Raw genomic sequence first — 22,538 nt, 5'->3', positions numbered from 1 at the left:
CCGGATTGCGCTGGCTGCTCGCCGGATTGGTCGCGCTGCTGCTGGTGCTGCAGTACCGGCTGTGGATCGCCGAGGGCAGCCTGGCGGAAAAACACCGCCTGGAACAACAGGTGCGCGAGCAGGGCGAGGTCAACGCCAGCCTGCGCGAGCGCAACGCGGTGCTGGAGCGGGAGGTGCTGGAATTGCAAAGCGGTAACGAAAGCGTCGAGCAGCGCGCCCGGGAACAGCTGGGCCTGATTCGCGAGGGCGAGGTGTTCTATCAGTTTGTCGAGGACGGCAAGGGCAGCGGTGCCGGCGCAAGCGCCAAACCGGAGCGCACGCCGTGAGCCACCCGCGCCTGTTCGCGGTGATTCCCGCCGCCGGCGTCGGCCGGCGCATGGGCGGCGAGTGCCCCAAGCAGTACCTGTCCCTGGCGGGGGCGCCGTTGTTGCACCACGCCGTGTTGGCCCTGCTCAGCTTCACCCCGCCGCGCATCGAGCGCGTCGCGGTCGCCCTGCACCTGGCGGACGAGCGGGCCGGGGAACTGCCGATCCTGGAGGACCCCCGGGTGCTGCGGGTGAGCGGGGGCGCCGAGCGCGCCGATTCGGTGCTGAGCGGCTTGCATGCCCTGCAAGAATTTGCACAGGATGAGGACTGGGTATTGGTGCACGACGCCGCCCGGCCCTGCCTGCCCCAGGCCGATCTCGAGCGCTTGGTGGCGCGGGTGCTCGAGCGCGGGGAGGGCGCGATCCTGGCCCAGCCAGTGGTCGATACCCTGAAGCAGTCCGACGGCGCCGGACGCGTGCTGGCGACGGTTGACCGGCGGCAGTACTGGCGCGCCCAGACCCCGCAAATGTTCCGCCTGGGTGAATTGCGCGGCGCATTGGAGGCGGCCCTGGCGGCGGGCGAGCCGGTTACCGACGAGGCCTCGGCCATGGAGCGCGCCGGCTTCCCGGTGCAGCTGGTGGAGGGCAGTGCCGCCAACCTCAAGGTGACGGTGCCGGGGGATCTGCCCCTGGCCGCTTTCTACCTCGACGCGCGACTCCAGGGGCAAAAGCGATGCGAATAGGCCACGGCTACGACGTTCACCGCTTCGGCCCGGGGGATCACGTGATCATCGGCGGTGTGCGCATCGCCCACGGCCGGGGCCTGGTGGCTCATTCCGACGGCGACGTGCTGTTGCACGCGGTGTGCGATGCCCTGCTCGGCGCCATCGGCCGCGGTGATATCGGCCGCCACTTTCCCGATACCGACCCCGCTTTCGCCGGGGCCGACAGCCGCGAGTTGTTGCGGGCGGTAATGGCCCAGGTGGACGGGGCCGGCTGGCAGCTGGGCAATCTCGATTGCACGGTGATCGCCCAGGCCCCCCGGCTCGCCGCGTATATTCCCGCGATGCAAAACCATCTCGCCGCGGATTTAAATGCCGCCGCGGGGCAGGTCAATGTCAAGGCGACCACCACCGAGAAGCTGGGCTTTACCGGCCGGGAGGAGGGCATTGCCGCCCACGCCGTGGTGCTGTTGGTGGCCGCCGGACAATGAATCCCAACAGGCCCACCGCAGGCGCGGCCCCCGACAGCGACGCGTTGATCCGCCAGTGCGCGGAGGACTTCGAGGTGCGCGAGGTGCTCGGTTTCGATCCGGACGGCACGGGAGAGCACGCCTTCCTGCACCTGGAGAAACGCGGCCTGAACACCGCCGACCTCGCCCAGCGCCTGTCGGAACTGTCCGGGGTGCCCCTGCGGGACATCGGCTACAGTGGCATGAAGGACCGCAACGCCCTCACCAGTCAATGGTTCAGCGTGGGCCTGGCGGGGCGACCGGAGCCGGACTGGCGGCGCCTGGAGGCCTCCGGCGAGGTCTCCGTGCTGGCGGCGGGCCGCCACGCCCGCAAGTTACGCCGGGGGGTGCACCGGGGCAACCGCTTCCGTCTGACCCTGCGCGAACTGCGGGGCGATCGCGATGCGCTGACCGCGCGTCTGGAGGCGGTGCGCGCGAGCGGCGTACCCAATTATTTTGGCGAACAGCGCTTCGGCCGTGACGGCGCCACCCTGGCCCAGGCCCGGCAGTGGGCGGAGCGGCGCGGCGGGCGCCGGCTGTCGCGGCACAAGCGCGGCCTCTACCTTTCCGCCCTGCGGGCCCATCTGTTCAATACCCTGCTGGCCGAGCGGGTGCGGGCGGGGACCTGGGGGCAGGTATTGCCGGGGGACGTGTGCGTGCTCCAGGGGACCCGCAGCCGCTTTGCCTGCGAGCAACTCGATGCCGATATCGCACGCCGCGCAGCCGACGGCGACCTGCATCCGGCGCTGCCGCTGTGGGGGCGGGGCCAGCCCCAGCAGGGGGCCGAGCGGCTGGCGGAACAGGCGCGGTTGCTGGCCGCGGAGGTGGGGCTCTGCGACTTCCTGGAGGCCGCGGGCCTGGACTTGGACTACCGTCCGGCGCGGGTCCTGGCGGATGACTTTTGCTGGCGGTTTTGTGATGATGACTGCCTGCGGCTGGAGTTCAGTCTCGGGGCCGGGAGTTACGCCACTGCCGTGCTGGCGCAAATAACACAATATACACAAGGGGATACAGCGGGTGGTGACGGCGGTGACTAGCGTCGACCTCAAGGGCATTGGTATGACGTCGCTGCGCACGCGGGAGCGCCTGGTGCAGCGGTTGGTGGAGCAGGGCATACGCGATCAGCGGGTGCTCGAGGTGATGCGCACCACGCCGCGCCACCTGTTCCTGGACGAGGCCATGGCCCACCGTGCCTACGAGGACACGGCGCTGCCCATCGGCTATCAGCAAACCCTCTCCCAGCCCTATATCGTGGCGCGGATGACCGAGCTGCTGTTGGCGGCGGGGCCGCGGCAGCAGGTGCTGGAGATCGGCACTGGCTCGGGCTACCAGACCGCGGTTCTGGCGCAACTGGTGGACCAGGTGTACAGCGTCGAGCGCATCAAACCCCTGTTGGACAAGGCGCGCGCGCGCATGCGCCAGTTAAAGTTGCGCAATACCCAGCTGCGTCACAGCGACGGCGCCCTGGGCTGGGCCGACAAGGGCCCCTTCGACGGCATTCTCAGCGCCGCCGCCCCGGAACAGATTCCCGCGGATTTACTCGAGCAGCTGGCCCCCGGCGGCCGACTGGTTATCCCGGTGGGCGGCGAGTCCCAGCAATTGCAGGTGGTGACCCGCGATGTCGACGGTTTCAGCACCGAGATCATCGAAGCGGTCCGTTTCGTGCCACTGCGTTCCGGCACGGTGCGTTAGTGAGTCCGGTCGGGATATTCCTGCGCGGCCTGCTGATGGGCGCCGCGGATATCGTGCCGGGGGTTTCCGGGGGCACGATGGCCTTCATCACCGGCATCTACGACCGCCTGCTCGGCAGCATCCGGTCCTTTGACCTGGCGGCCTTGCGCTTGCTGTTGGCGGGGCGCGTGCGGGAGCTCTGGCGGCACGTCGACGGCGCTTTCCTGTTGGCGCTGCTGGCGGGCATCGCGACCAGCATACTGTCCCTGGCGCGGCTGATTTCCTGGGTCCTGGAGCACCACCCGGTGCCGCTGTGGGCTTTTTTCTTCGGCCTCATACTGGCCTCGGCGCTGGTGTTGCTACAGCAGGTGGGGCGCTGGACGCCCGGGCGCGTGGCCTGCCTGGCACTGGGCGCCGGCGCCGCGCTGCTGGTGGCCCTGTCGCCGGCGATGGGGCTCGGCGGCGGCCTGGCCGGCGTTTTCCTGGCCGGTTTCGTGGCCATCTGCGCGATGATCCTGCCGGGGATCTCCGGCAGTTTCATCCTGGTGCTGCTGGGCATGTACGCCACCGTGCTCGCCGCCATCAAGTCCCTGGACCTGCTGTTTATCGCGGTGTTCGCCCTCGGCGCGGCCTGTGGCCTGATGGTTTTTTCGCGTCTGCTGTACTGGCTGCTGCACCGCTTCCACGCCGCCACCATGGCCCTGCTCACCGGCTTCCTGTTCGGCTCCCTGGCCGTGGTGTGGCCCTGGAAGCGCGCGCTGGATTGGGTGGTGGACAGCCAGGGTGAACCGCGCCCGGTGCAGCAGGTTCCGATCCTGCCCGCCGAGTACCTGCAGCTGACCGGCGACAGCCCCCAGACCTGGTTGTGCCTGGGACTGGCCGTGTTTGGAGCGCTCGCGGTGTGGCTGGTGCATTGGCGATGGGGCGGGGCGCGCCCCTCCTGAGTGCCCGTGGCCGGCTATCGCATGCCCGGGAAGGCGCGGCGGTCACTGCCGGGAACGGTACTCTGCGTGATGCTGGTGCCTGTGCTGGTGGCCGGTCTCGCCGGCTGCGGCGGCAATCCGCGGGCGCCGGTGGAGGACCGCAACCGGCCCGCCTCCAGCGCGCGGCCACCGGTGCTCCAGTCCCAGCGCGGGCCGGCTCCCGGCGAGTACCGGGTGGTGCGCGGCGATACTCTATACTCGATTGCCTTTCGCTACGGCTTTGATTTCCGGGCCCTGGCCGCCGCCAACCGGATCGCCGCCCCGTATACGATCTACCCGGGCCAGACCCTGAAGTTGCGGGAGGCCGCTCCGCCGGCGAAGCCCGTCCGGGCATCTTCCCCCGCACCCTCTACAGGCGTCGCCAAAACCGCGTCGGCGGCCGCCGGCGGCAAGCCCTCCGCTGTCACGAAAGGGTCATCCGGCTCCGGTAAAACTGGGAGTCCCGCCCCGGCACGCAAGCAGCCGGCTCCGGCGGCGAAACCCCCGGCGCCACAGGGGGCGGTGAGCCGGTGGCGGTGGCCCAGCGATGGACGTGTAATCCGCGGCTTTTCCGCGACCGTACACAAGGGTATCGACATCGGCGGCAACCGCGGGGAGGCCGTCAGGGCCGTTGCCGACGGCGTGGTGGTCTACGCGGGTACCGGCATCGTCGGCCTGGGTGAGCTGTTGATCGTCAAGCACAACGACACCTATCTCAGCGCCTATGGCCACAACGACCGACTGCTGGTGCGCGAAGGCGCCGCCGTCCGGGCGGGGGAAAAAATCGCCGTTAAGGGGAGTTCTGGAACCGATACCGTGAAACTGCATTTCGAGATTCGCAAGGAAGGCAAGCCCGTGGACCCGCTGCGATTACTGCCTAAACGCTAGCATTTACTATTCTTTATGCCGTTCGGACCACCTGGCATGGGGGAGCGGATGGCGCGGTGTGGCTAGGTGTTTCGCTTGGGGAAAGTCGTTTGGGGAAAAGGGCGGGGAAGTGATTCGCGATCAAAATGAGAACTGCGTCACGCATCTTGAAACCGGTGTCGGCTCTGGGGTAACCTGAACGACCGGCGGGAATACTCTCAGCAACGAAACAATACAATGAGGTATAGCCATGGAAGTGGATACGCCAAAGAAGAGCTCGAAACGGAATTCTACAAAGAGCAATACAAACAGGGGCGCTCCGACATCCGCACCACTCAGGTCGCGAACCCACCCAGAAAAGATAGCCAATACTACCAACAAATGCAAGCCTAATTCGGCGCCAGGCAACGGCAGTGACGAGGCCTTTGACGAGGAGGCCGAATTCGATCGCGCCAAGTCGGCCCGCAGTATCGAAAAATCGCTCGACGCAACCCAGCTGTACCTCAATGAAATCGGCTACTCCCCCCTGCTAACCGCGGAGGAGGAGAAGTATTTCGCCCGCCTGGCGCGCAAGGGCGACGAGAATGGCCGTCGTCGAATGATCGAAAGCAACCTGCGCCTGGTGGTAAAAATTTCGCGGCGCTATATCAATCGCGGCCTGACCCTCCTCGACCTTATCGAGGAGGGCAACCTGGGCCTGATACGCGCGGTGGAAAAGTTCGATCCGGAGCGGGGCTTCCGCTTTTCCACCTATGCCACCTGGTGGATTCGCCAGACCATCGAGCGGGCGATTATGAACCAGACCCGCACCATCCGCCTGCCGATCCACGTGGTGAAAGAGCTCAACGTCTACCTGCGCGCGGCCCGGGAGTTGACCCAGAAGCTGGATCACGAACCCAGCGCGGAGGAAATCGCCGACATGCTGGACAAGCCCGCGGCGGACGTGAAGCGCCTGCTGGGGCTCAACGAGCGCGTCACCTCGGTGGATTTGCCGGTGGGACCGGACTCGGAAAAGTCCGTGGTCGACACCATCGCCGACACCCAGGTTTCCGACCCCTCCCAGCTGCTGCAGGAGAACGATATCCGCGACAGCATCGGGGTGTGGCTGGAGGAGTTGACCGAGAAGCAGCGGGAAGTGGTGTCCCGGCGCTTCGGCCTGCGCGGCTACGAGAGCAGTACCCTGGAGGAAGTGGGGCGCGAGATCGGTCTGACCCGGGAGCGGGTACGGCAGATCCAGGTGGAGGCCCTGCGGCGCCTGCGCGCGATCATGGAAACCGAGGGGTTGTCGGGCGATTCGCTGTTCAACTGACGAGCCGTTCCTGTAAGGCGCGATTTATTGCGCCGCTTTTCGGTCGAATGAATTCGACCCTACACGGTGTGGGCCTGGCCCTGTAGGGCGCAATTCATTGCGCCGCTTTTCGGTCGAATGAATTCGACCCTACACGGCGCGGCCCTGGCCCTGTAGGGCGCAATTCATTGCGCCGCTTTTCGGTCGAATGAATTCGACCCTACACGGTGTGGGCCTGGCCCTGTAGGGCGCAATTCATTGCGCCGCTTTTCGGTCGAATGAATTCGACCCTACACGGTGCGGCCCTTCCCCCCTGTAGGGCGCAATTCATTGCGCCACGGCCGAATGAGTTCGGCCCTACACGCCTTCCGCCGCCGTTTTCCCACAAAAAAACCCGCTCGATGGCGGGTTTTTTTGTGGCTGCGTGTGGGGGCGTCTACCGCTCCAGCAGCTCCAGCTTGTTCGGCTTGCCGGCCCACTCCTCGGCGTCCGCCGGCGCGTCCTTCATCTCGGTGATGTTGGGCCAGATTTCCGCCAGCTCCGCGTTCAGCTCCATGAACACCTGCTGGTCCTGTGGTAGTTCGTCCTCGGAGTAAATGGCGTCCACCGGGCACTCCGGCTCGCACAGCGCGCAGTCGATGCACTCGTCGGGGTGAATCACCAGAAAGTTGGGGCCCTCGTAGAAGCAATCCACGGGACACACTTCCACGCAGTCAGTGTGCTTGCACTTGATACACTGTTCACCAACAACAAAGGTCATGCCAAAACTGCCTCTTGGTCCGGGCTGTGCTGAAAAGGGCGGCTAGTTTACCCGCATAGTGCGTGAAAATGAAGCCTTTTCAATCCAGTAGCGCCCGCAGTTGATACAGCTTCTCGAGGGCCTGTCGCGGGCTGAGATCGTCCACCTCCAGGGCTTCCAGCGCGGTCACCGCCGGGTGCGGCGCGGGGCTGGCGAACAACTCCGCCTGGGCCGGCGACGGCGAGGTGGTCGCGGCGGGCATCGGCGCGCCGGGCTCCGCGCCGTTGACCGGGCGGGCGCTCTCCAGTTCTTCCAGCTTGTCCTGGGCGGCCCGCAGCACCGGGGCGGGAATGCCCGCCAGCTTGGCCACCTGCAGGCCGTAGCTGCGGTTGGCCGGCCCCTCCTGGATATGGTGCAGGAATACCACGTGGTCCTGGTGCTCGGTGGCGTCCAGGTGCACGTTGGCCATGGTCTCACACTGCTCGGGCAGGGCGGTCATCTCGAAGTAGTGGGTGGCGAACAGGGTGAAGGCCTGCACCTGCCGCGCCAGCGCCACCGCCGCCGCCCAGGCCAGGCTGAGGCCGTCGAAGGTGCTGGTGCCACGGCCCACCTCGTCCATCAGCACCAGGCTGCGGGGGGTGGCGTTGTGCAGGATGTTGGCGGTCTCGGTCATCTCCACCATGAAGGTGGAGCGGCCGGAGGCCAAATCGTCGGAGGAGCCGATCCGGGTAAAGATGCGGTCGATCGGCGCCAGGCGTGCCCGGGACGCCGGCACGAAACTGCCGATATGGGCCAGCAGGGCGATCACCGCGTTCTGGCGCATATAGGTCGACTTACCGCCCATGTTGGGGCCGGTGATCAGCAGCATGCGTCGCTGGCTGTTCAACAGGGTGTCGTTGGCGATAAAGGGCTCGTCCAGCACCTGCTCCACCACCAGGTGGCGCCCTTCGTTGATCTCGAATACCTGTTCCTCGCAGAACTCCGGCTGGCACAGGCGCAGGCTGTCGGCGCGCTCGGCCAGGTTGGCCAGTACATCGATTTCCGATACCGCCGCGGCGCAGTCCTGCAGCGCGCCCAGGTCTTCGTTCAGGCGTTCCAGCAGGGCATCGTACAGCGCCTTCTCCCGGGCCAGTGCCCGGCTCTTGCTGGACAGGGCCTTGTCCTCGAAAGCCTTGAGTTCGGGGGTGATGAAGCGCTCGGCGTTCTTCAGGGTCTGGCGCCGCACGTAGGCCGCCGGCGCCTGCTCGGACTGGGCGCGGCTGATCTCGATGTAGTAGCCGTGGACCCGGTTGTAGCCCACCTTGAGGGTGGAGATGCCGGTGGCCTCGCGCTCGCGCTGCTCGATTTCCAGCAGGTAGTCGCCGGCGTGCTCGCTGATCTGGCGCAACTCGTCCAGCTCGCTGTCGTAGCCCTCGGCGATCACCCCGCCGTCGCGGATGACCACCGGCGGGTTGTCGATGATCGCGCGCTGCAGCAGGTCCACCAGCTCGGGGTGGTCGCCGACCTGTTGCGACAGCCGCGCCAGCAGCGGCGCTGGCGTCGCGGCCAGCTCGCCGCGCAGGCGGGGCAGGGCGGCGAGCGAGGCGCACAGCCGCGACAGGTCCCGGGGACGGGCCGAGCGCAGGGCCACCCGGGACAGGATGCGCTCCATGTCGCCGATGGGCTTGAGGGTGTCGCGCACCGTTTCGTACCGGTAGTTGTCGCACAGCGCGCGGATCGCCGCCTGGCGCTCGCGCAGCACCGCGATATCGGTGAGCGGCCGGTGCAGCCAGCGCCGCAGCAGGCGGCTGCCCATGGCGGTGACGCCCCGGTCGAGCACCGACAGCAGGGTGTTGCTGTCGCCGCCGGCGAGGTTGCGGTCGATCTCCAGGTTGCGCCGGGTGGCGGCGTCCAGGATTACGCTCTCGGCGCGGTTTTCGTGGCTGATCGAGCGGATATGCGGCAGGCTGCTGCGCTGGGTGTCCTTGACGTACTGCAGCAGGCAGCCGGCGGCCCCCAGGGCCAGTTCCAGGTCGTCGCAGCCGAAACCCTGGAGGTCGTGGCTCTGGAACTGGGCGTTGAGGCCGCGGCGCGCGCTCTCCAGGTCGAATTCCCACTCCGGCTGGCTGCGGGCCCCGCGGCGGCTTATGACCACCGGCAGGTAGATACCCTCCCGGTACAGGGTCTCCGCCGGGTTGAGGCGCTGCAGCTCCCCCGCCAGCGCCTCCTCGCCCTCTACTTCAAGGGCGCGGAAGCGGCCGCTGGCCAGGTCCAGGTAGGCGATGCCGAAGTGTTCCCCCTGGCTGTTCACCGCCAGCAGCAGGTTGTCCACCCGGTCCTCCAACAGCGCCTCGTCCGAGAGCGTGCCGGGGGTCACCACCCGCACCACCTTGCGTTCCACCGGCCCCTTGCTCGTCGCCGGGTCGCCGATCTGCTCGCAGATCGCCACCGACACCCCGGCCCGCACCAGCCGCCCGAGGTAGTTCTCGGCGGCGTGGTAGGGCACCCCGGCCATGGGAATCGGCTCGCCGCCGGACTTGCCCCGCGCGGTCAGGGTGATGTCGAGGATTTCCGCGGCTTTTTTGGCGTCGTCGTGGAACAGCTCGTAGAAGTCCCCCATGCGGTAGAACACGAGGTCGTTGGGGTGCTCGGCCTTGATGCGCAGGTATTGCTGCATCATGGGGGTGTGGGTAACGGTCTGATTCAAAAAGAAATGCTCTTTGTATCGAAGTGGGTCGGGGTGCGTTGTGAGGCGCTATGATAAAGGAAGTGCGTACCGGGAAAACAGGGGGGGCGACCCGGGCCCCCATCGCGCCGCCTCGAGGCGGTGGTTGCGCCGCTACCCCAGCAGCGCGTCCACCTTCAGTCGACGGACCCGGCCAGCGTTCATCGGCCAGTCGATACTGTCGCCAATGCGCAGGCCGATCAGGGCGCTGCCCACCGGCGACAGCACCGAGATTTTCATGGCGCCCACATCGGCCTCGTGGGGGTAGACCAGGGTGACTTCGGTCTGCTTTCCGGTATCGAGGTCCTCGAAGCGCACCCGGCTGCCCATGGCGATGCTGTCGCCGGGAAAGTCGTCGTCGGGCCAGATCTGCGCCCGGGTCAATTCTTCGTCCAGCGCCTCGGCGGCGGGGGTGTCATGGCGGTCGATCAGGGTCGTCAGCCGGTCCATGTCCGATTGTTTGAGGTGGATTACTCTGTCTTGTGTGTTGGTCGTCATTTTCTATACCTGAATTAATAACGCCGCCGCGGCCCGAAGCCGCCGGCAGGCAGGGTTGTGTCTGGAAAGTGTTACCCGGGGTAGGGTGAGGCGATCAAGCCTCGGGGGTGGCTCGACCGCCTAAAGAAGGACAGGCGCTGACAACTCGCGTGCACGCGGCAGCGGGCCCGGGACGGGCTGCGGTTGTAAAGGAATGGCCTGGATAGATGTTCATATAGCGGCAGGCTACCACCAAATCGTGCTAGCGCCAATCCTCCGGCCCCGGCAATTCAAGATTAGCTGTACTGGCGAGATTGGCGAGTGGCTTCAGTCGGGGGCTACCGCCTCCTGGTCGACGAATCGCCCGTGCCGCCTGAGCGCGGGTAGCAGTGTCCGGTCGCAAAAGACGCAACCGGTCTCCGCGGGATCGGTTTGCCCGCTCTTGCCGGCCTGCTCGGGCCTGTGTCCGCCGCCCTGTTCCAGCAGTGCCAGCATCGGCCGGTAGCCGGGCTCCCAGGCCCGCAATCCGGGCAGGCTCTGGCGCAGGGCCTTGAGGATGCCGAGGCCGGCGAAGTCCAAATCGCCCCAGAAGGACACTGGCAGTTGTTCGCTCAACCACTGTTCCCGAAAGGCCGCACTGTCGCTCCCTGGCAGGAAGGCGAAGCGGGTATGCTCGCTGCCCAGACGTCCCGCGCTGGCGCGAAAACCGCCGCTGTAGAGCAGGGCGAAGCCCGGCGGTGGGTGTGCCGCGAGGCGCAAAAAGCTGTCCTGGTTTTCCACGACCAATAGCTGCGTGAAGTCCGGCGGCGCCCAGGCGGTGAGCAGCAGGGGGCGGGGCAGGATGGCCGCGGCGCGCTCGCCGTGGAGTTTGAGCAGCAGCTCCTGGCGCTGGTCGAGAAACTTGGAGTCGCCGCGGAAGCAGCGGGCGGCGATTTCCCTTAAGGTAAGTTCGCCTTCGAGATGGTCGCCAATGGCGGCGAATGCGGCGGCCAGCGCGTCGGCCTCGTAGCCTGCGGCGACGGGCCGCGCCGCCAACAGTGAGGCGCCGTTGTCGGCAAAGCGTTGGCGGTGGGGCGCGACCGCCCGTTCCCAGGCCTGCTGGGCTGGATCGATGCGCGGCCGGTCGAGCCAGTCGCGCAGCAGGTCCTCGGCGTCCGGATTCAGACGCAGTTGGGCGTTTTCGTAGGGCTGATCAAAAGCGGCGATATTCCGGTCGTACACAATGCTAAACACCGAATGCTCGGTGGCGAGTTTCTCGATCAGCTCCCAGCGGTACTGCGTGTCCTCGTGAAATTGAAACAGCGCCGGTACCGTGGACGGTTTTGCGCGCCGGGTAATGGCCCGCGCCCGCGGCCCCTCCAGCTTGTCGAGGAACCAGCCCAGCAGCTCCCGCAGCCAGGCCTCCTCGCGCAGCCACAGGGGCGCGGCCATCTAGAGCTCGTCCATAAAGTCCAGCGCCCCCTGCTGGCGGATCACCCGCCGGTGCTGGGCCCACAGCTCCGCCACCCGCTCCACATTGAGCTGCTGGCGATCCAGCAGCACGCGGGTGTTGAGTTCGCCGACGGGCGTGGGGCTGGGCACCTTGCTGAACACGAACTGGTTGCTCACCAAATCGAGGAAGGGGCCGGCCTTGCTGGTGGGCATGATAAAGGTCAGCTGCAGCCCCAGGGTCTGGGTGAGGTAGCCGATCACTTCCCGCGAGCGGGTCTCGTCCATGTGCATGAAGGCCTCGTCGACGATCACCATGCGCAGGTGGCTGTCGCCCTCGCCGAAACGGAAGGCGCTGGTGATCGCGGCGGCGCGGATGATGTAGGCCGGGGTTTCCAGCTGGCCGCCGGAGCCGGTGCCGTATTGGCTGAGGCGGATCGGGGCCTTGTTTTCCGGGTGCTTGAGGATGTCGTAGCGGCGGTAGCGGCGGTAGTCGCTGATCCGCTCCAGCTCGCGCAGGGCCTGCTGTTCGTCGCCGTCCAGCAGCAGGGCCAGCAGGCGGTCGCGCACCCCGGCGGCCTTGTTCGACAGGCTGGCGTCGAACAGGCTGCTGCCGTCTCCCAGGTTGGGGATGTCTATGATCTCGCGGAAGAAGTCCCAGTATTCCTTGTACTGGGGCAGCCAGTTCCAGTCGAAGGCGAAGCGCTCGCGGTCGGCGCCGAAGCGGTGGTGCTCCAGCTCCTTGTTGAGGTTTTTCAGGGTGCGCTCGCCCTCGCGGATGGCCTGGTGAATTTCGTGGCAGAGGTCGCTGACGAAGGTGGTGTTGAAGGTGTCGCGCAGCTCGACGAGCTGTTCCTGCTTGGCCAGCAGCACGTTGTTGCGCAGGCGGTTGTGCAGGTTGTCCAGCTGCTGCTGCAGGCCGCGTACATGGCCGAAGAAGGGCGCGCTGTGCAGCTCCTCGGGACTGTCGGCGAGCACGTGGTCGGCGGGCTGGGCCTGCTGGTTGTACTGGCTGATCGCCTGCTGCAGGGCCACCGCCAGTTGCATCAGCCGCTCGTCGAGCCGCCGCTCCTCGGCGGCGAAGCCGATGTCCTCGTGGCTGGCGGCCAGGCGCTGGTCCATGCTGTCGATGCGCGGTTGCACGTCGAGGCCGGGCCAGTGGCGCTCGCTGGCGAACAGGGCGGCCTCGGCGTCGTCGCGGGCTTGCTCCAGGGCCTCGCTGCGATCGGCGAAGTCGCGCAGGCGTTTGTCGCAACTGCTGAGTTTTTCGGTGAGCTGGCCGTGGCGTTCGATCTGCGCCTTTTGCTCCGTCTCCAGGTCGCCGTAGCGCTGTTGGGCCTGTTCCCGCTCTTGCTCCAGGTCCCGGTGGGCGCTGAGGTCGAGGTTGTCCAGTTCCTTCTCCACCTCGCCCAGCTGGCGCTGGCTGTCCAGCAGGGTGCCGACGGTTTCCACCCATTGCAGGGGGCGGAAGCGGTTCACCTGCTGCTGCAGCTGTTGCGCCGCCAGGTAGGCCTCGCTGCCTTTCTGGTACTGCTCCCGGACGTCCAGCAGCGCCTGCTGCTGGGCGCGCAGGTTGCGCTCGCGGGCGGCCTCGCCGAACACCAGTTCGCTGTCGTCGACATCGCAGCGGAACATGGCGTAGTTGCCGGAGGCGAGGCCGTCGGCGGTGATGCCGCGACGGGTCAGGCGCAGGGTCTCGGCGTCCGGTACCCGCACCACGCTGCCGTAGGAGGCGCGGAGGTAGTGCTCGGCCACACCGTGGGAGAAGCGCAGCACGTGGAAGATGGAATCCTCCGCCAGGGACTGGCGCTCCGCGTCCCGCCGCGCCTGTTCGCCCTGGATCACCCGCGCGCGGTTGCGGCGGCTACCGGCCAGGCGGCGCACGATGCGGATCGCCTCGGCCTCGTGTTCCGCTTCCACCAGGATGCCGAAGCGGGCGCCGCCGAGGTAGCCCTCGATGGCCATCTGCCACTGGGGGTCGATGACTTCCACGTGGTCGCACAGCACCCGCGGGTCGGCCTGGGGGCACTGGGCGCGGATCGCCGCCAGGGCCTCGTTGACGTCGCGGGGGTAGTTCACCTGGCTGGATTGCAGGGTGCCGATCTGGTGCTCGATGCGCTGCTGTTCCTGTTCGATGCCGCGCAGTTCCCGCTCGCGCTCGGCGACAAGACGGTCCAGCCGCTGGGACAGCGACAGGGCGTCGGTACCCGCCTCGCCGTCCCCGGGGCCGTGGAGGATGGCCGCGAGCTGGTTGTGCAGGGGTTGCTCCGCGCGGCTGTGGTCCAGGCCCGCTTCCAGGGGGCTGAGGTCGATCCAGTCCCGGGCCAGCAGCTGGTTCAGGTCGGGCAGTTCCCGCTCGCCGCGGGCCAGTAGCTCCTTGGCCGTGTTGCGCCAGCCGCGGCTGGCCAGCTCGGGCAGTAACAGCTCCAGGCTGTGCCGGTTCAGCAGGTTGCGGATGTTGTGCAGCGCCGCCAGGTTGGCGCCGCGCTGCTGGTCCTGTTCCAGCAGGGGGCGGGCGCCCCGGTGCAGCTCGGCGGTGAGTGTGTCCCGTCGCGCTTCCAGTTCCTGCTTGGTGCGCAGGGCGGGCACACCCTGGATGCGAGCCTCCAGCGATACCAGGTCGCGGTGCACCTGCTGCAGGCGCTTGTGGGTTTCCTCCCGCTCCGCCTCCAGGCCTTCCTGTTCCTGGCGCAGTGCCAGTTGTTGCTCTTTTTCCGCTACATACTGCTTCTGGTTGCGCTGCTGCTGTTGCGCGGCGGCGCCGTAGGCGGCCGCGGTGCGCTGTAGCCAGTGCTCCAGGTAATGTTCGGCCTGCTCCCGCGACTGCGCGAGGAGGGCGACGCTGTCGCGCAGCTGGCGCGCCTCCTGTTCCATGCCGTGCACCGTGCGCAGCAGGTCGCGGATGCGGCGAATGGTGTCGCCCAGTTCCCGCGCCTCCAGCACTTCCCCGGCCACGAACTGGTCGATGGATTGCACCGGTTTGTAGGCCATGAAGCGGGCGAAGGTGCGCGCGGCGTTGGTGCCCTCGCGCAGGGACACGGCATCGCGCTTGCCGCGCAGGGCGCCGTACAGCCGGGCCAGGTAGGCGCCCTTGCGTTCGTAGACCTCAACGGCTTTCTTGCCGAACTCCTGGCGCAGCAGGTTGGGCAGTTCGGTGACCGGGGTAACGTGGTCGCCGTCCGGGTAGCTGCGCACGAAATGGGATTTGTGCAGCATCTCGCCGGGCAGGATCATCAACAGCAGCTCGTCCTGCCGCGCCTGGGGCGTGGCGCCGGCCCGGTCCAGACGGGCGCGCACACCAATCACCGCGGTGAAGGGCTCGGCGGTTTCGCCCTTGGTCGGGTGGAACACGCCGGCGATATAACCGTCGCAGTCGAAGGGGCGGGCGAAGGCGCCGTCGTCGCAGCCCAGGACATAGGAGGCCAGGGTGCGCACCTGCTTGCCGCCGCGGCCGCGCTGGGTGGTCTCGTCCTGCCCCGGGTTATAGGTGAACAGGTTGTCGTGGGCCGCGGTCATCAGGGTCTGCAGGGCGTCGGCGGCGGTGGTCTTGCCGGACCCGTTGCCGCCGGAAAACAGGTTCACCGGCCCATAGTCCAGCTCCTGCGGCGGCAAGTTACCCCAGTTAACGGTAATCGAGCGCTTCAGGTACATACGCCCCCCCACAATAGGGGACGGATATCTATTTCGGCGGGGCGGAAATAGGTATCCGTCCCCTTTTTGTTTGGGGGTGGGGTCACGGGGTTTCCTCCTCGGGGTCCGCCTCGGCGCTGGGTGTTTCGGCGGCGGGGGCGTCGCCGGCGAGTAGCTCCGCCAGTACAGTGTCGGTGACCAGGCTGGTGATGTCGGGGCGGATCGTGAGCCAGGACTCGGCGTCCTCGAGGGCGTCGTCGCCGGCGGTGCGGATCAGGCGCAGCTGGCGCAGGCGGCGGAATAGCGCGCGGCGCTCCACCAGGCCCTCCGGCAGGGGCCGGCCGAGCAGGTTCTTGCAGGCCAGGCTCACCGCCTCCAGCGGCAGTACCACCTGGCCGTGTTCGTCGATCTGTCCCTCACGCAGGGCCTTGTCATACTCGGCCCGCAGCACCAGGATCAGCGCCACTTCCTGCTGATTCAGGCGCTCCCGCAGGCCGCTGTTGAAGGCGTCCTCGGGATCGGCCAAGCCCGGTACCTCGGCGCCGGGGGGAAACAGGCGCAGGGAGTGGAAGCGCGCTTCGTGCAGCAGGCGCACCCGCAGCACGCCGAGGTAGTCCTCCACCAGGTCGGCCACCTGCAGATAGCGGTCGTAGAGTTCCGCCTCGCGCTTGCTCTCGTCGCGGCACAGCACGCCGTTGTCCAGCAGGCGGATCATCAATTCGGAGAACTGCGCGGGGTTCACCCCGCGCGCCTCCAGGGCGGTTTCAAGGCTTGCTTGTATCGTCATCGTAGTCCAGTTCCAGCAGGTAACCGTCCCTGCGGGCAAAGTAGTGTTCACCGGTGATCGCCTCGGTGGGCTCCAGGCGCAGGCGGAATCCGGCCTCGGCGTGGTCGGCGCTGCCCAGCTCGATCACGTGGCTCAGGGCCAGCAGGTCGGCGGCACTGTTGATGGGCAGGTCGCGGTTGTCGATGCGCCGGCTCGCGCCCAGCGCGCCGCGCAAATAGTCGCGCAGGGCGCCGCTGTTGATATTGAAGGCTTTTTCCAGCAGCTGCTGGGTCAGCAGTTCGCGCCGGGTGGCCTCGTCGGGGACGTCCAGTTCCGCGATCCGGCTGTGCACCGCGCGCCGCGGGCGGCGTTCGCGCAGGCGGTTCTGGCCCGGGTCCACCAGGGTCACGCGCAGGCCGGCCAGCGCCTCGCCGGCCGCCGCCAGGCGGCGGGCGAAGGTCTCGTCGTCCAGTTCCGAGAGTTCCCGGCACAGTCCCGCGATATCGTTGTGCCGCTGGCTGTGCAGGTAGCTGAGCTGGCGGATGATGATGTCGGCGCGGCGGGTAAAACCCTGCAGGGTGCGGCGCAGGGCGGGCAGCATGATCTGGGACGCGTTGCGCATGCGCAGCTCGATACTGTCCAGCAGCTGCCACAACACCGAGCTGTCCTCGTTGACCACCAGGTCCGGCGCCAGGCGCCGCAGTTCGCGCTCGGCGTTCGCCTTCCAGGCCTTTTGCTTGCGGCGGATCTTGCCGATGGTGGCGTGGATGCGCTCGCGGTGTTTTTCCACGCTGTCGGCGGACAGGCGAATCGCCACGTCCGGCTGGAAGCGCTTTTCCATAAAGTCGAAGAACTGGTCCGAGGCCTGCTGCACCAGTTGCTGGGCCTCCACCTCCCGCACCAGCTCCCGCTTGCGCTCCTCCAGCTCGCCGATGATGTCGGTGAAGTCGGCGATGATGCGTTCGGAGTGCTCGTGGGCGTCGAGCAGGTCGTAGGCCTCGCCGCGCTCCAGGAAAGCCGCCAGCGCATTGAGGGTATTGCGGGTATTGCGATGGCGGGTGCGCACGCTGCGCCCGTCCACCTCGGCCAGGGTCTGGGTGAACAGCCGTCCGGTGCGGCTGAAGGGGTAGGTGGACTGGAAGGAGGCCTCGTCCTTGTCGCGCTTGAGCCAGCCGTGCTCCACCAGCTGGTTGAGAATCCAGCCCGCCTGTTCGCGGTTGCCGCTAAACCGGCCTTCGTCCTCGCCCTCCAGTAGTGGCGCGCGCTCCAGGGCCTCGGTGAACACGTCCAGCACCTGCTCCCGGCGCAGGGACTCACCGTAGTCGGCGTGGGAGCTGTACAAGCGCTCGTGCAGCAGGCGCAGGCACTCCGCGACCTGCTCGCGGTACTTGCCGGTAAGGGGGCGAAAAAACTGTGTGCGCTCGTCGGTAAAGAACATTCGGGAGGTATTGGCCAGGTGTCTCTGTGCGCCGCTCGAGGATTGGTTCCAGGCGGCAATTCTAGGCGAGACCGATGGAAAGATGCCACATTAGCAGACTCCCGGGTTGCAGAATAGGCGTCGCGCGCCAGGGACTGCCGGGAGCCCCCGGGGCGCGGCTGCTTGCGGGTGACCTTCGGCCCGGCAATCGCGCGCCTTAAGTGTTCGATAATACTTCAACGCTAGGCTGCCCGGGTGTCTGGATAGGGCGGAGGTATCGGTTATGCAAAATCGTATTATGGGCTTGTTGCTGGGGCTCTGCGTGATCGCGTCGGGCGCGGCGGCGCAGGACGGCGCGCGGGTGGCGGCGGAGAGCGTTCGAGCGCGCTGGGAACACGCGAATTTCGAGCTGCGCGGCGACGCACAGCGCGCTGCGCTGAAGGCATTGACCGAGGATTGCGATGGAGTGGCGCGGGCCCGGGACGCCGGCGCGGCGCTGCTGACCTGGTGCGGCATCTCCTATTCCAGCTATGCCGGCGTGAAAGGCGGCCTTGGGGCCCTGGGGGCGGCTAAAGAGGCGCGTCGGCTGCTCGAGCGGGCGGTGTCCATCGAACGCGGCGCGGTGAATGGCGCGGCCCTGTGCAGCCTGGGCACGCTCTATGCCAAGGTGCCGGGTTGGCCCCTGGGCTTTGGCAGCGACGACAAGGCGGAACGCTACCTTACCGAAGCGCTGCAGGTCGCCCCGAGTGATATTGACAACAACTATTTTATGGCGGATTTTCTATACGCAGAGCAGCGCGAGCCGGAAGCCCGCCACTACCTGGAGCGGGCCCGACACGCGGCGCAGCGCCCCGGGCGCGAGATCGCCGATCGCGGCCGCCAGGCTGAGATTCGCAGCTTGCTGGCGCGCATTAACCATCAATGACAAAAAAGGTGACACCATGTCCCACCACGAAGCACCTGTCCGCTACGGCACCGGCTTGATGGCGCTGCACTGGCTCACCCTGCTACTGGTCATCGGGGCCTATGGCAGCATCGAGCTGCGGGAGTTGTTCGAGCGCGGTACCAGTGAGCGGGATTTCATGAAGTGGCTGCACTTTAATATCGGGCTGAGCATTTTGCTGGTTACCGCGCTGCGCCTCGGTTACCGGTGGGCGAGGCCGGCGCCGCCGGCACTGGCGACTACTCCCGCCTGGCAGCGGTTCTCGGCCGGCGCGGTGCACGCCAGCCTGTATGCGTTGTTGCTGGCGATGCCGGTACTGGGCTGGGCGGTGCGTAGCGCCGAGGATCACGAGGTGGCGCTGTGGGGCTTGGGGCTGCCGTCCCTGTTGGCGCCGGACGAGGGACTTGCCGAGCAGCTGGAAGAGGTGCACGAACTGCTGGGCAAGGTGGGCTACGGCCTGATTGCATTCCATGCGCTGGCGGCGCTGGCACACCATTACCTGCAGGGCGACGATACGCTGCGGCGGATGCTGCCGGCGCGGCGCTGACACCCGGGCCTGCGGATGATCCCCGTCGCGGCGGGCGGGGGCGCCGGATGTGGGCCTAGCCTTCCGTCCCCGGGTGTTCCAGCAATCGCGCCGGCTGCCACAGCAGCGCGATGGCCAGCAGCGCCAGCAGGGCGGCGCCCACCAGCACCGGGACAAAACCCAGCATGTCCGCCAGGGCGCCCATGGCGAAACCGCCCACGGCGGGGGCGCCCATGGTGACCACCGTCCACAGGCTGAGCACGCGGCCGCGAAATTCGTCGGGCACCGCCAGCTGCGCCAGGGCCTGGCTGCCGGTGCCCGCGGTGGTGGTGGCCAGGCTCAGTAGCAGCACCACGCCGGCCAGGCTCCACTGGCCCGCGGCCCAGTGTACCGGCAACAGCACCACCGCGGCGCAAAACAGGCTGCCGACAACCATGGTGACCAGCGCGTGTTCATCGCTGCGCAGGCGGGTCAGCAGCAGCCCGCCGAGAATGGAGCCGGCGCCGGCGGCGCCGGTGAGCACGGCGAGGGTGGTGGCGCCACCGTCCAGCAACTTGCCGGACACCGCCGGCAACAGCTCGATGATCGCGCGCCCCAGCAAGCCATTGACCAGGGTAAGCAGCAACAGCAGGCGGATGGTGGGGTGCTCCCTGGCGAAACGCAGTCCGGCGCGCAGCTGGGCGAGCAGGGCGCCGTCACCGGCGTGATCGACCGCGGCGATGCCCCGCATCAGCAACAGAGCGAGGCCGGCGCCGGCAAACAGCGCGGCGGCCACGGCAAAGGCCGCGGCGGCATCGGTGTGGGCCAACAGCCAGCCCGCCGCCGCCGGTCCCAGGATGCGCGACAGGTTGAACACGATGGCGGAGACGCCGATGGCGGCGGGCAGCGCCGCGCGCCCCACCAGCCGGGGAATCAAAGCCAGGCGCAGCGGGTGGTGGGCGGCGCTGATCGCGCCCACGGCGACCGCGAGGCCCAGCAGCCACGACAGCTCGAATACCCCGCCGTACATCGCCAGGGCCGCCAGCGCGGCGAGGGCGCACTGTCCCGACAGGGTCGCCAGCATGCCGTTGCGCGGGCTGACCCGGTCGGATACCACCCCAAACACCGGCGACAGGACGAAGGTCGGCAGCAACATCAACGCGCTGGTGATGCCCACCCACAGGGCGGCGTGGGTCAACTCCCAGGCGCTCCAGCCCAACAGGAAGCGGGTGATCCAGGTGCCGAGGGTGGACAGGCAGGAGGCGACAAAGTAGCGGCGGAACAGGGGCTCCGCGAAAGGGGAGGCGCGGGCGGGTTGTGTTGGTGCCGGTGGCGTGGCGCGCATGGGTGATGGTGCTTGCGGACGGGCCGCCACTCTAGCGGCTCGTCGCCCGCCTGGCAATGCGGTGCCGGGTCAGCCTGCTTGTGGCGCCGGCCGTGGGCCCGGCTTGGCGGGCTGTCGAAAAACCGCGCGGCTTGCCGGCCTCGCGGCGGGTTTGAAAACCCCTGGCGGGCGCCTCTTCGGACCCCTGTCAGTGCACGTGGCGGTAGTACTCCACGGTGTCCGCCGCGCAACTGATGGTGGCGCGGTCCTGGGTCGCCATCAGGTACATGAAGTCGTCCTTGTGCAGGTGCACCAGGTGGCGGTGGTCCCCTGCTTCCAGGTAGACGTGCTCGGTGTGGCGCAGGCTGTTGTCCCACACCACCTTCATGCCGTAGGCCTGGCCGAGGGGCGGGATGGCGCCGGTGTCGCAGTCGGGGAACAGCTCGGCCAGCTCCTGTTCGCTGACCAGCTGGTAGTGCCCGCCGTAGTCGTTGTTCAGCCACTCGAGCATGAGCTGGTGGGAGGCGGGCAGGACACACATCAGCAGCTGGTCCCGGCGCCTGACCACCACGGCCTTGGCCAGTTGCGCGGGCGTGACATGGGCGAGGTGGGCGGATTGCAGCGACGTACTGGAACGGGAGTGCTCCAGCAGCTCGAAAGGCACGTGCTGCGTGTTCAGGTAGTGTTCGATAGCGGGAGAGAGACTCATGATACTGCCTCCAGGCACATCGCGGCGCGGCCGGTATCCGCAGTATAGCCCGCTCCGGGCCGCCGTTCGGGCTAATGCACATACGGTCTAAGAGCGCATCGGGTTGATACCGGCGGCACTATTACCGTCCGTACAAGGCTTGTATCTCGCCGCAACATACCCATACATTATGGGTGGATTTAAGGGCGCCATTGCGGGCGCCATCTCAATCTGGACGGGCGTATGGATTTCAAGGACTACTACCAGATCCTCGGCGTCGAGCCGGACGCGGAAAAGGCCGACATCAAGGCGGCCTACCGCAAGCTGGCGCGCAAGTACCACCCGGACCTCAATCCGGGCAAGGAGTCGGAGGATAAATTCAAGGAAGTGGCGGAGGCCTGGGAAGTGCTGGGCGACGATACCCGGCGCGCGGAGTTCGATGAATTGCGCCGCTACGGCGGGCGCCGGGCGGGCGGTTTCGAGCCGCCCCCCGGCTGGCAATCCCGCGCCGGTGGCGCGGCGGAGCACCACTTTTCCGGGGATTTTTCCGACTTTTTCAACTCCATTTTCGGTGGCGGTTTCGAGGCCGAGAGGGGCGGTGCCGGCTTCGGCGCCGGCGCCCGCGGGCAGGATGTCGAAATCGAGATGCCGGTGTTTTTGGAGGAGACCCTCGCCGATACCCGCAAGCCGGTGGAATACGAATTGCCGGTGGTGGAGGGCGGCCGCCGCACGAGCCAGCGCAAATCACTGAAGGTGACGATTCCCGCCGGGGTCGGCGAGGGCGAACGCATCCGCCTTCGGGGCCAGGGGGTGCCGGGTCGCGGTGGCGCGCCGGACGGCGATCTCTATCTGCACATCCGCCTGGTGCCCCACCCCCTGTTCGACGTGCAGGGGCACGACCTGCTGGTGACGGTCCCCGTCGCCCCCTGGGAGGCGGCGCTGGGCGCCAAGGTCACGGTGCCGACCCTCGACGGCAAGATCACCCTCACCATCAAGCCCGGCAGCCAGTCGGGGCGCAAGATGCGGGTGAAGGGCAAGGGCCTGGTCGGCCGGCAGGGGCGCGGCGACCTGTACGCGGTGCTCAAGGTGGTGATGCCGGACAAAGACAACGACAGGACCCGCGAGCTGTGGCAGCAGCTGGCCGGGGAGGCGGCCTTTGATCCGCGGGCGCAGTGGAGGGCATCGGCATGAGCACCAGCATCCTGCGCATCACCGTGCGCGAGTTCTGCGAACGGGAGGGCATCACCGAGCAGCAGGTGGTGACCATTGTCGAACACGGCATCGGCCGGCCGCTGGCGGGGCACGGCAGTCGCGACTGGGAATTCGACACCGCCACCGCCGGCTGGATGCAGAAGGCCCTGCGCCTGCGCCGGGACCTGGACCTGGATTGGGTGGCCACCGCCATGCTGATCGACCTGCTGCGCCAGCGCGAGCGCCTGCGCCGCGAAAACAGCGAGCTGCGCCGGCAGTTGCGCCGCTTCATGCTGGAGGAGTAGCGGTCCAGCCGGCATGGCGGCCGTCGGCGCCCAATCCGCAGGCCTGTCTATACTGCTATGCTGGGAATGCGAAAACCGACGCGGAGGCCGGGCGGAC

General features: G+C 67.6%; 21 protein-coding genes. 12 read left to right on the top strand and 9 right to left on the bottom strand.

Features of this window, described 5'->3' with window-relative positions; translation table 11 throughout:
* Positions 1–5: 5 nt before the first annotated feature.
* From ftsB to rpoS, 8 genes are all read left to right on the top strand, one after another.
* Entirely contained in the window at positions 6–326 is a 321-nt protein-coding gene (ftsB, locus tag JYP50_RS09190) for a cell division protein FtsB (protein ID WP_206560211.1), read from the top strand.
* Positions 323–1,048 carry a 2-C-methyl-D-erythritol 4-phosphate cytidylyltransferase gene (ispD, locus tag JYP50_RS09185; protein WP_206560210.1) on the top strand — a complete coding sequence of 242 codons (726 nt, stop codon included), beginning with the start codon at positions 323–325 and terminating at the stop codon, positions 1,046–1,048. The genes ftsB and ispD overlap by 4 nt, the downstream gene beginning before the upstream one ends.
* On the top strand, positions 1,039–1,518 hold the full coding sequence (gene ispF / locus JYP50_RS09180; protein WP_206560209.1) for a 2-C-methyl-D-erythritol 2,4-cyclodiphosphate synthase: 480 nt from the start codon (positions 1,039–1,041) through the stop codon (positions 1,516–1,518). Before ispD ends, ispF begins: the two co-directional genes overlap by 10 nt.
* Positions 1,515–2,573, top strand: coding sequence for a tRNA pseudouridine(13) synthase TruD (gene truD / locus JYP50_RS09175; protein WP_206560208.1), 1,059 nt, complete (start codon positions 1,515–1,517; stop codon positions 2,571–2,573). The genes ispF and truD overlap by 4 nt, the downstream gene beginning before the upstream one ends.
* A gap of 22 nt (positions 2,574–2,595) precedes the next feature.
* Complete coding sequence (locus tag JYP50_RS09170) at positions 2,596–3,228, top strand: protein-L-isoaspartate(D-aspartate) O-methyltransferase (RefSeq protein ID WP_206560426.1); 633 nt, start codon at positions 2,596–2,598, stop codon at positions 3,226–3,228.
* Entirely contained in the window at positions 3,228–4,151 is a 924-nt protein-coding gene (locus JYP50_RS09165) for a DUF368 domain-containing protein (RefSeq protein ID WP_347136754.1), read from the top strand. Before JYP50_RS09170 ends, JYP50_RS09165 begins: the two co-directional genes overlap by 1 nt.
* 6 nt (positions 4,152–4,157) lie before the next feature.
* Positions 4,158–5,057: a peptidoglycan DD-metalloendopeptidase family protein gene (locus JYP50_RS09160; protein WP_347136753.1), complete on the top strand. Its 900-nt coding sequence runs from the start codon at positions 4,158–4,160 to the stop codon at positions 5,055–5,057.
* A gap of 340 nt (positions 5,058–5,397) precedes the next feature.
* Positions 5,398–6,345 (top strand): RNA polymerase sigma factor RpoS, encoded by a 948-nt coding sequence (gene rpoS, locus JYP50_RS09155; protein ID WP_206560423.1) that lies wholly within the window; start codon positions 5,398–5,400, stop codon positions 6,343–6,345.
* Positions 6,346–6,760: 415 nt separating this feature from the next.
* Here rpoS and fdxA read toward each other — a convergent pair whose 3' ends face one another.
* The 7 genes from fdxA to JYP50_RS09120 form a co-directional block, all read right to left on the bottom strand.
* Positions 6,761–7,084, bottom strand: a complete 324-nt coding sequence (fdxA, locus tag JYP50_RS09150) for a ferredoxin FdxA (protein WP_206560207.1) — start codon at positions 7,082–7,084, stop codon at positions 6,761–6,763.
* A 79-nt stretch (positions 7,085–7,163) separates the two neighbouring features.
* Positions 7,164–9,722, bottom strand: a complete 2,559-nt coding sequence (gene mutS, locus JYP50_RS09145) for a DNA mismatch repair protein MutS (RefSeq protein ID WP_206560422.1) — start codon at positions 9,720–9,722, stop codon at positions 7,164–7,166.
* 159 nt (positions 9,723–9,881) lie between these two features.
* A complete protein-coding gene (rnk, locus tag JYP50_RS09140) occupies positions 9,882–10,265 on the bottom strand; it encodes a nucleoside diphosphate kinase regulator (RefSeq protein ID WP_206560206.1) in 384 nt (127 codons plus the stop codon).
* A gap of 306 nt (positions 10,266–10,571) precedes the next feature.
* The gene (locus JYP50_RS09135) at positions 10,572–11,675 is read right to left on the bottom strand and encodes a Wadjet anti-phage system protein JetD domain-containing protein (RefSeq protein ID WP_206560205.1); all 1,104 of its coding nucleotides are present in this window, start codon (positions 11,673–11,675) and stop codon (positions 10,572–10,574) included.
* A complete protein-coding gene (locus tag JYP50_RS09130; protein ID WP_206560204.1) occupies positions 11,676–15,323 on the bottom strand; it encodes an ATP-binding protein in 3,648 nt (1,215 codons plus the stop codon).
* A gap of 82 nt (positions 15,324–15,405) precedes the next feature.
* Entirely contained in the window at positions 15,406–16,089 is a 684-nt protein-coding gene (locus tag JYP50_RS09125) for a DUF4194 domain-containing protein (RefSeq protein ID WP_206560203.1), read from the bottom strand.
* A complete protein-coding gene (locus JYP50_RS09120) occupies positions 16,067–17,506 on the bottom strand; it encodes a Wadjet anti-phage system protein JetA family protein (protein WP_206560202.1) in 1,440 nt (479 codons plus the stop codon). Before JYP50_RS09120 ends, JYP50_RS09125 begins: the two co-directional genes overlap by 23 nt.
* 262 nt (positions 17,507–17,768) lie before the next feature.
* On the opposite strand from JYP50_RS09120, the gene JYP50_RS09115 reads away from it, so the two are divergent.
* Positions 17,769–18,410, top strand: coding sequence for a hypothetical protein (locus tag JYP50_RS09115; protein WP_206560201.1), 642 nt, complete (start codon positions 17,769–17,771; stop codon positions 18,408–18,410).
* A 16-nt stretch (positions 18,411–18,426) separates the two neighbouring features.
* On the top strand, positions 18,427–18,975 hold the full coding sequence (locus JYP50_RS09110) for a cytochrome b (protein ID WP_206560200.1): 549 nt from the start codon (positions 18,427–18,429) through the stop codon (positions 18,973–18,975).
* A 55-nt stretch (positions 18,976–19,030) separates the two neighbouring features.
* Here JYP50_RS09110 and JYP50_RS09105 read toward each other — a convergent pair whose 3' ends face one another.
* On the bottom strand, positions 19,031–20,278 hold the full coding sequence (locus JYP50_RS09105) for an MFS transporter (RefSeq protein ID WP_206560199.1): 1,248 nt from the start codon (positions 20,276–20,278) through the stop codon (positions 19,031–19,033).
* Positions 20,279–20,465: 187 nt separating this feature from the next.
* Positions 20,466–20,966, bottom strand: a complete 501-nt coding sequence (locus JYP50_RS09100) for an aminoacyl-tRNA deacylase (RefSeq protein ID WP_206560198.1) — start codon at positions 20,964–20,966, stop codon at positions 20,466–20,468.
* A gap of 222 nt (positions 20,967–21,188) precedes the next feature.
* On the opposite strand from JYP50_RS09100, the gene JYP50_RS09095 reads away from it, so the two are divergent.
* Together JYP50_RS09095 and JYP50_RS09090 are read left to right on the top strand one after the other, a co-directional pair.
* Positions 21,189–22,136 carry a DnaJ C-terminal domain-containing protein gene (locus JYP50_RS09095; RefSeq protein WP_206560197.1) on the top strand — a complete coding sequence of 316 codons (948 nt, stop codon included), beginning with the start codon at positions 21,189–21,191 and terminating at the stop codon, positions 22,134–22,136.
* Positions 22,133–22,441 carry a chaperone modulator CbpM gene (locus JYP50_RS09090; RefSeq protein WP_206560196.1) on the top strand — a complete coding sequence of 103 codons (309 nt, stop codon included), beginning with the start codon at positions 22,133–22,135 and terminating at the stop codon, positions 22,439–22,441. Before JYP50_RS09095 ends, JYP50_RS09090 begins: the two co-directional genes overlap by 4 nt.
* Positions 22,442–22,538: the final 97 nt, after the last annotated feature.

The organism is Parahaliea mediterranea (assembly GCF_017255185.1).
Taxonomy (GTDB): domain Bacteria; phylum Pseudomonadota; class Gammaproteobacteria; order Pseudomonadales; family Halieaceae; genus JAFKCZ01.
The sequence above is the reverse complement of the archived record's forward strand: the minus strand, read 5'-3'. Positions and strand labels throughout refer to the sequence as shown.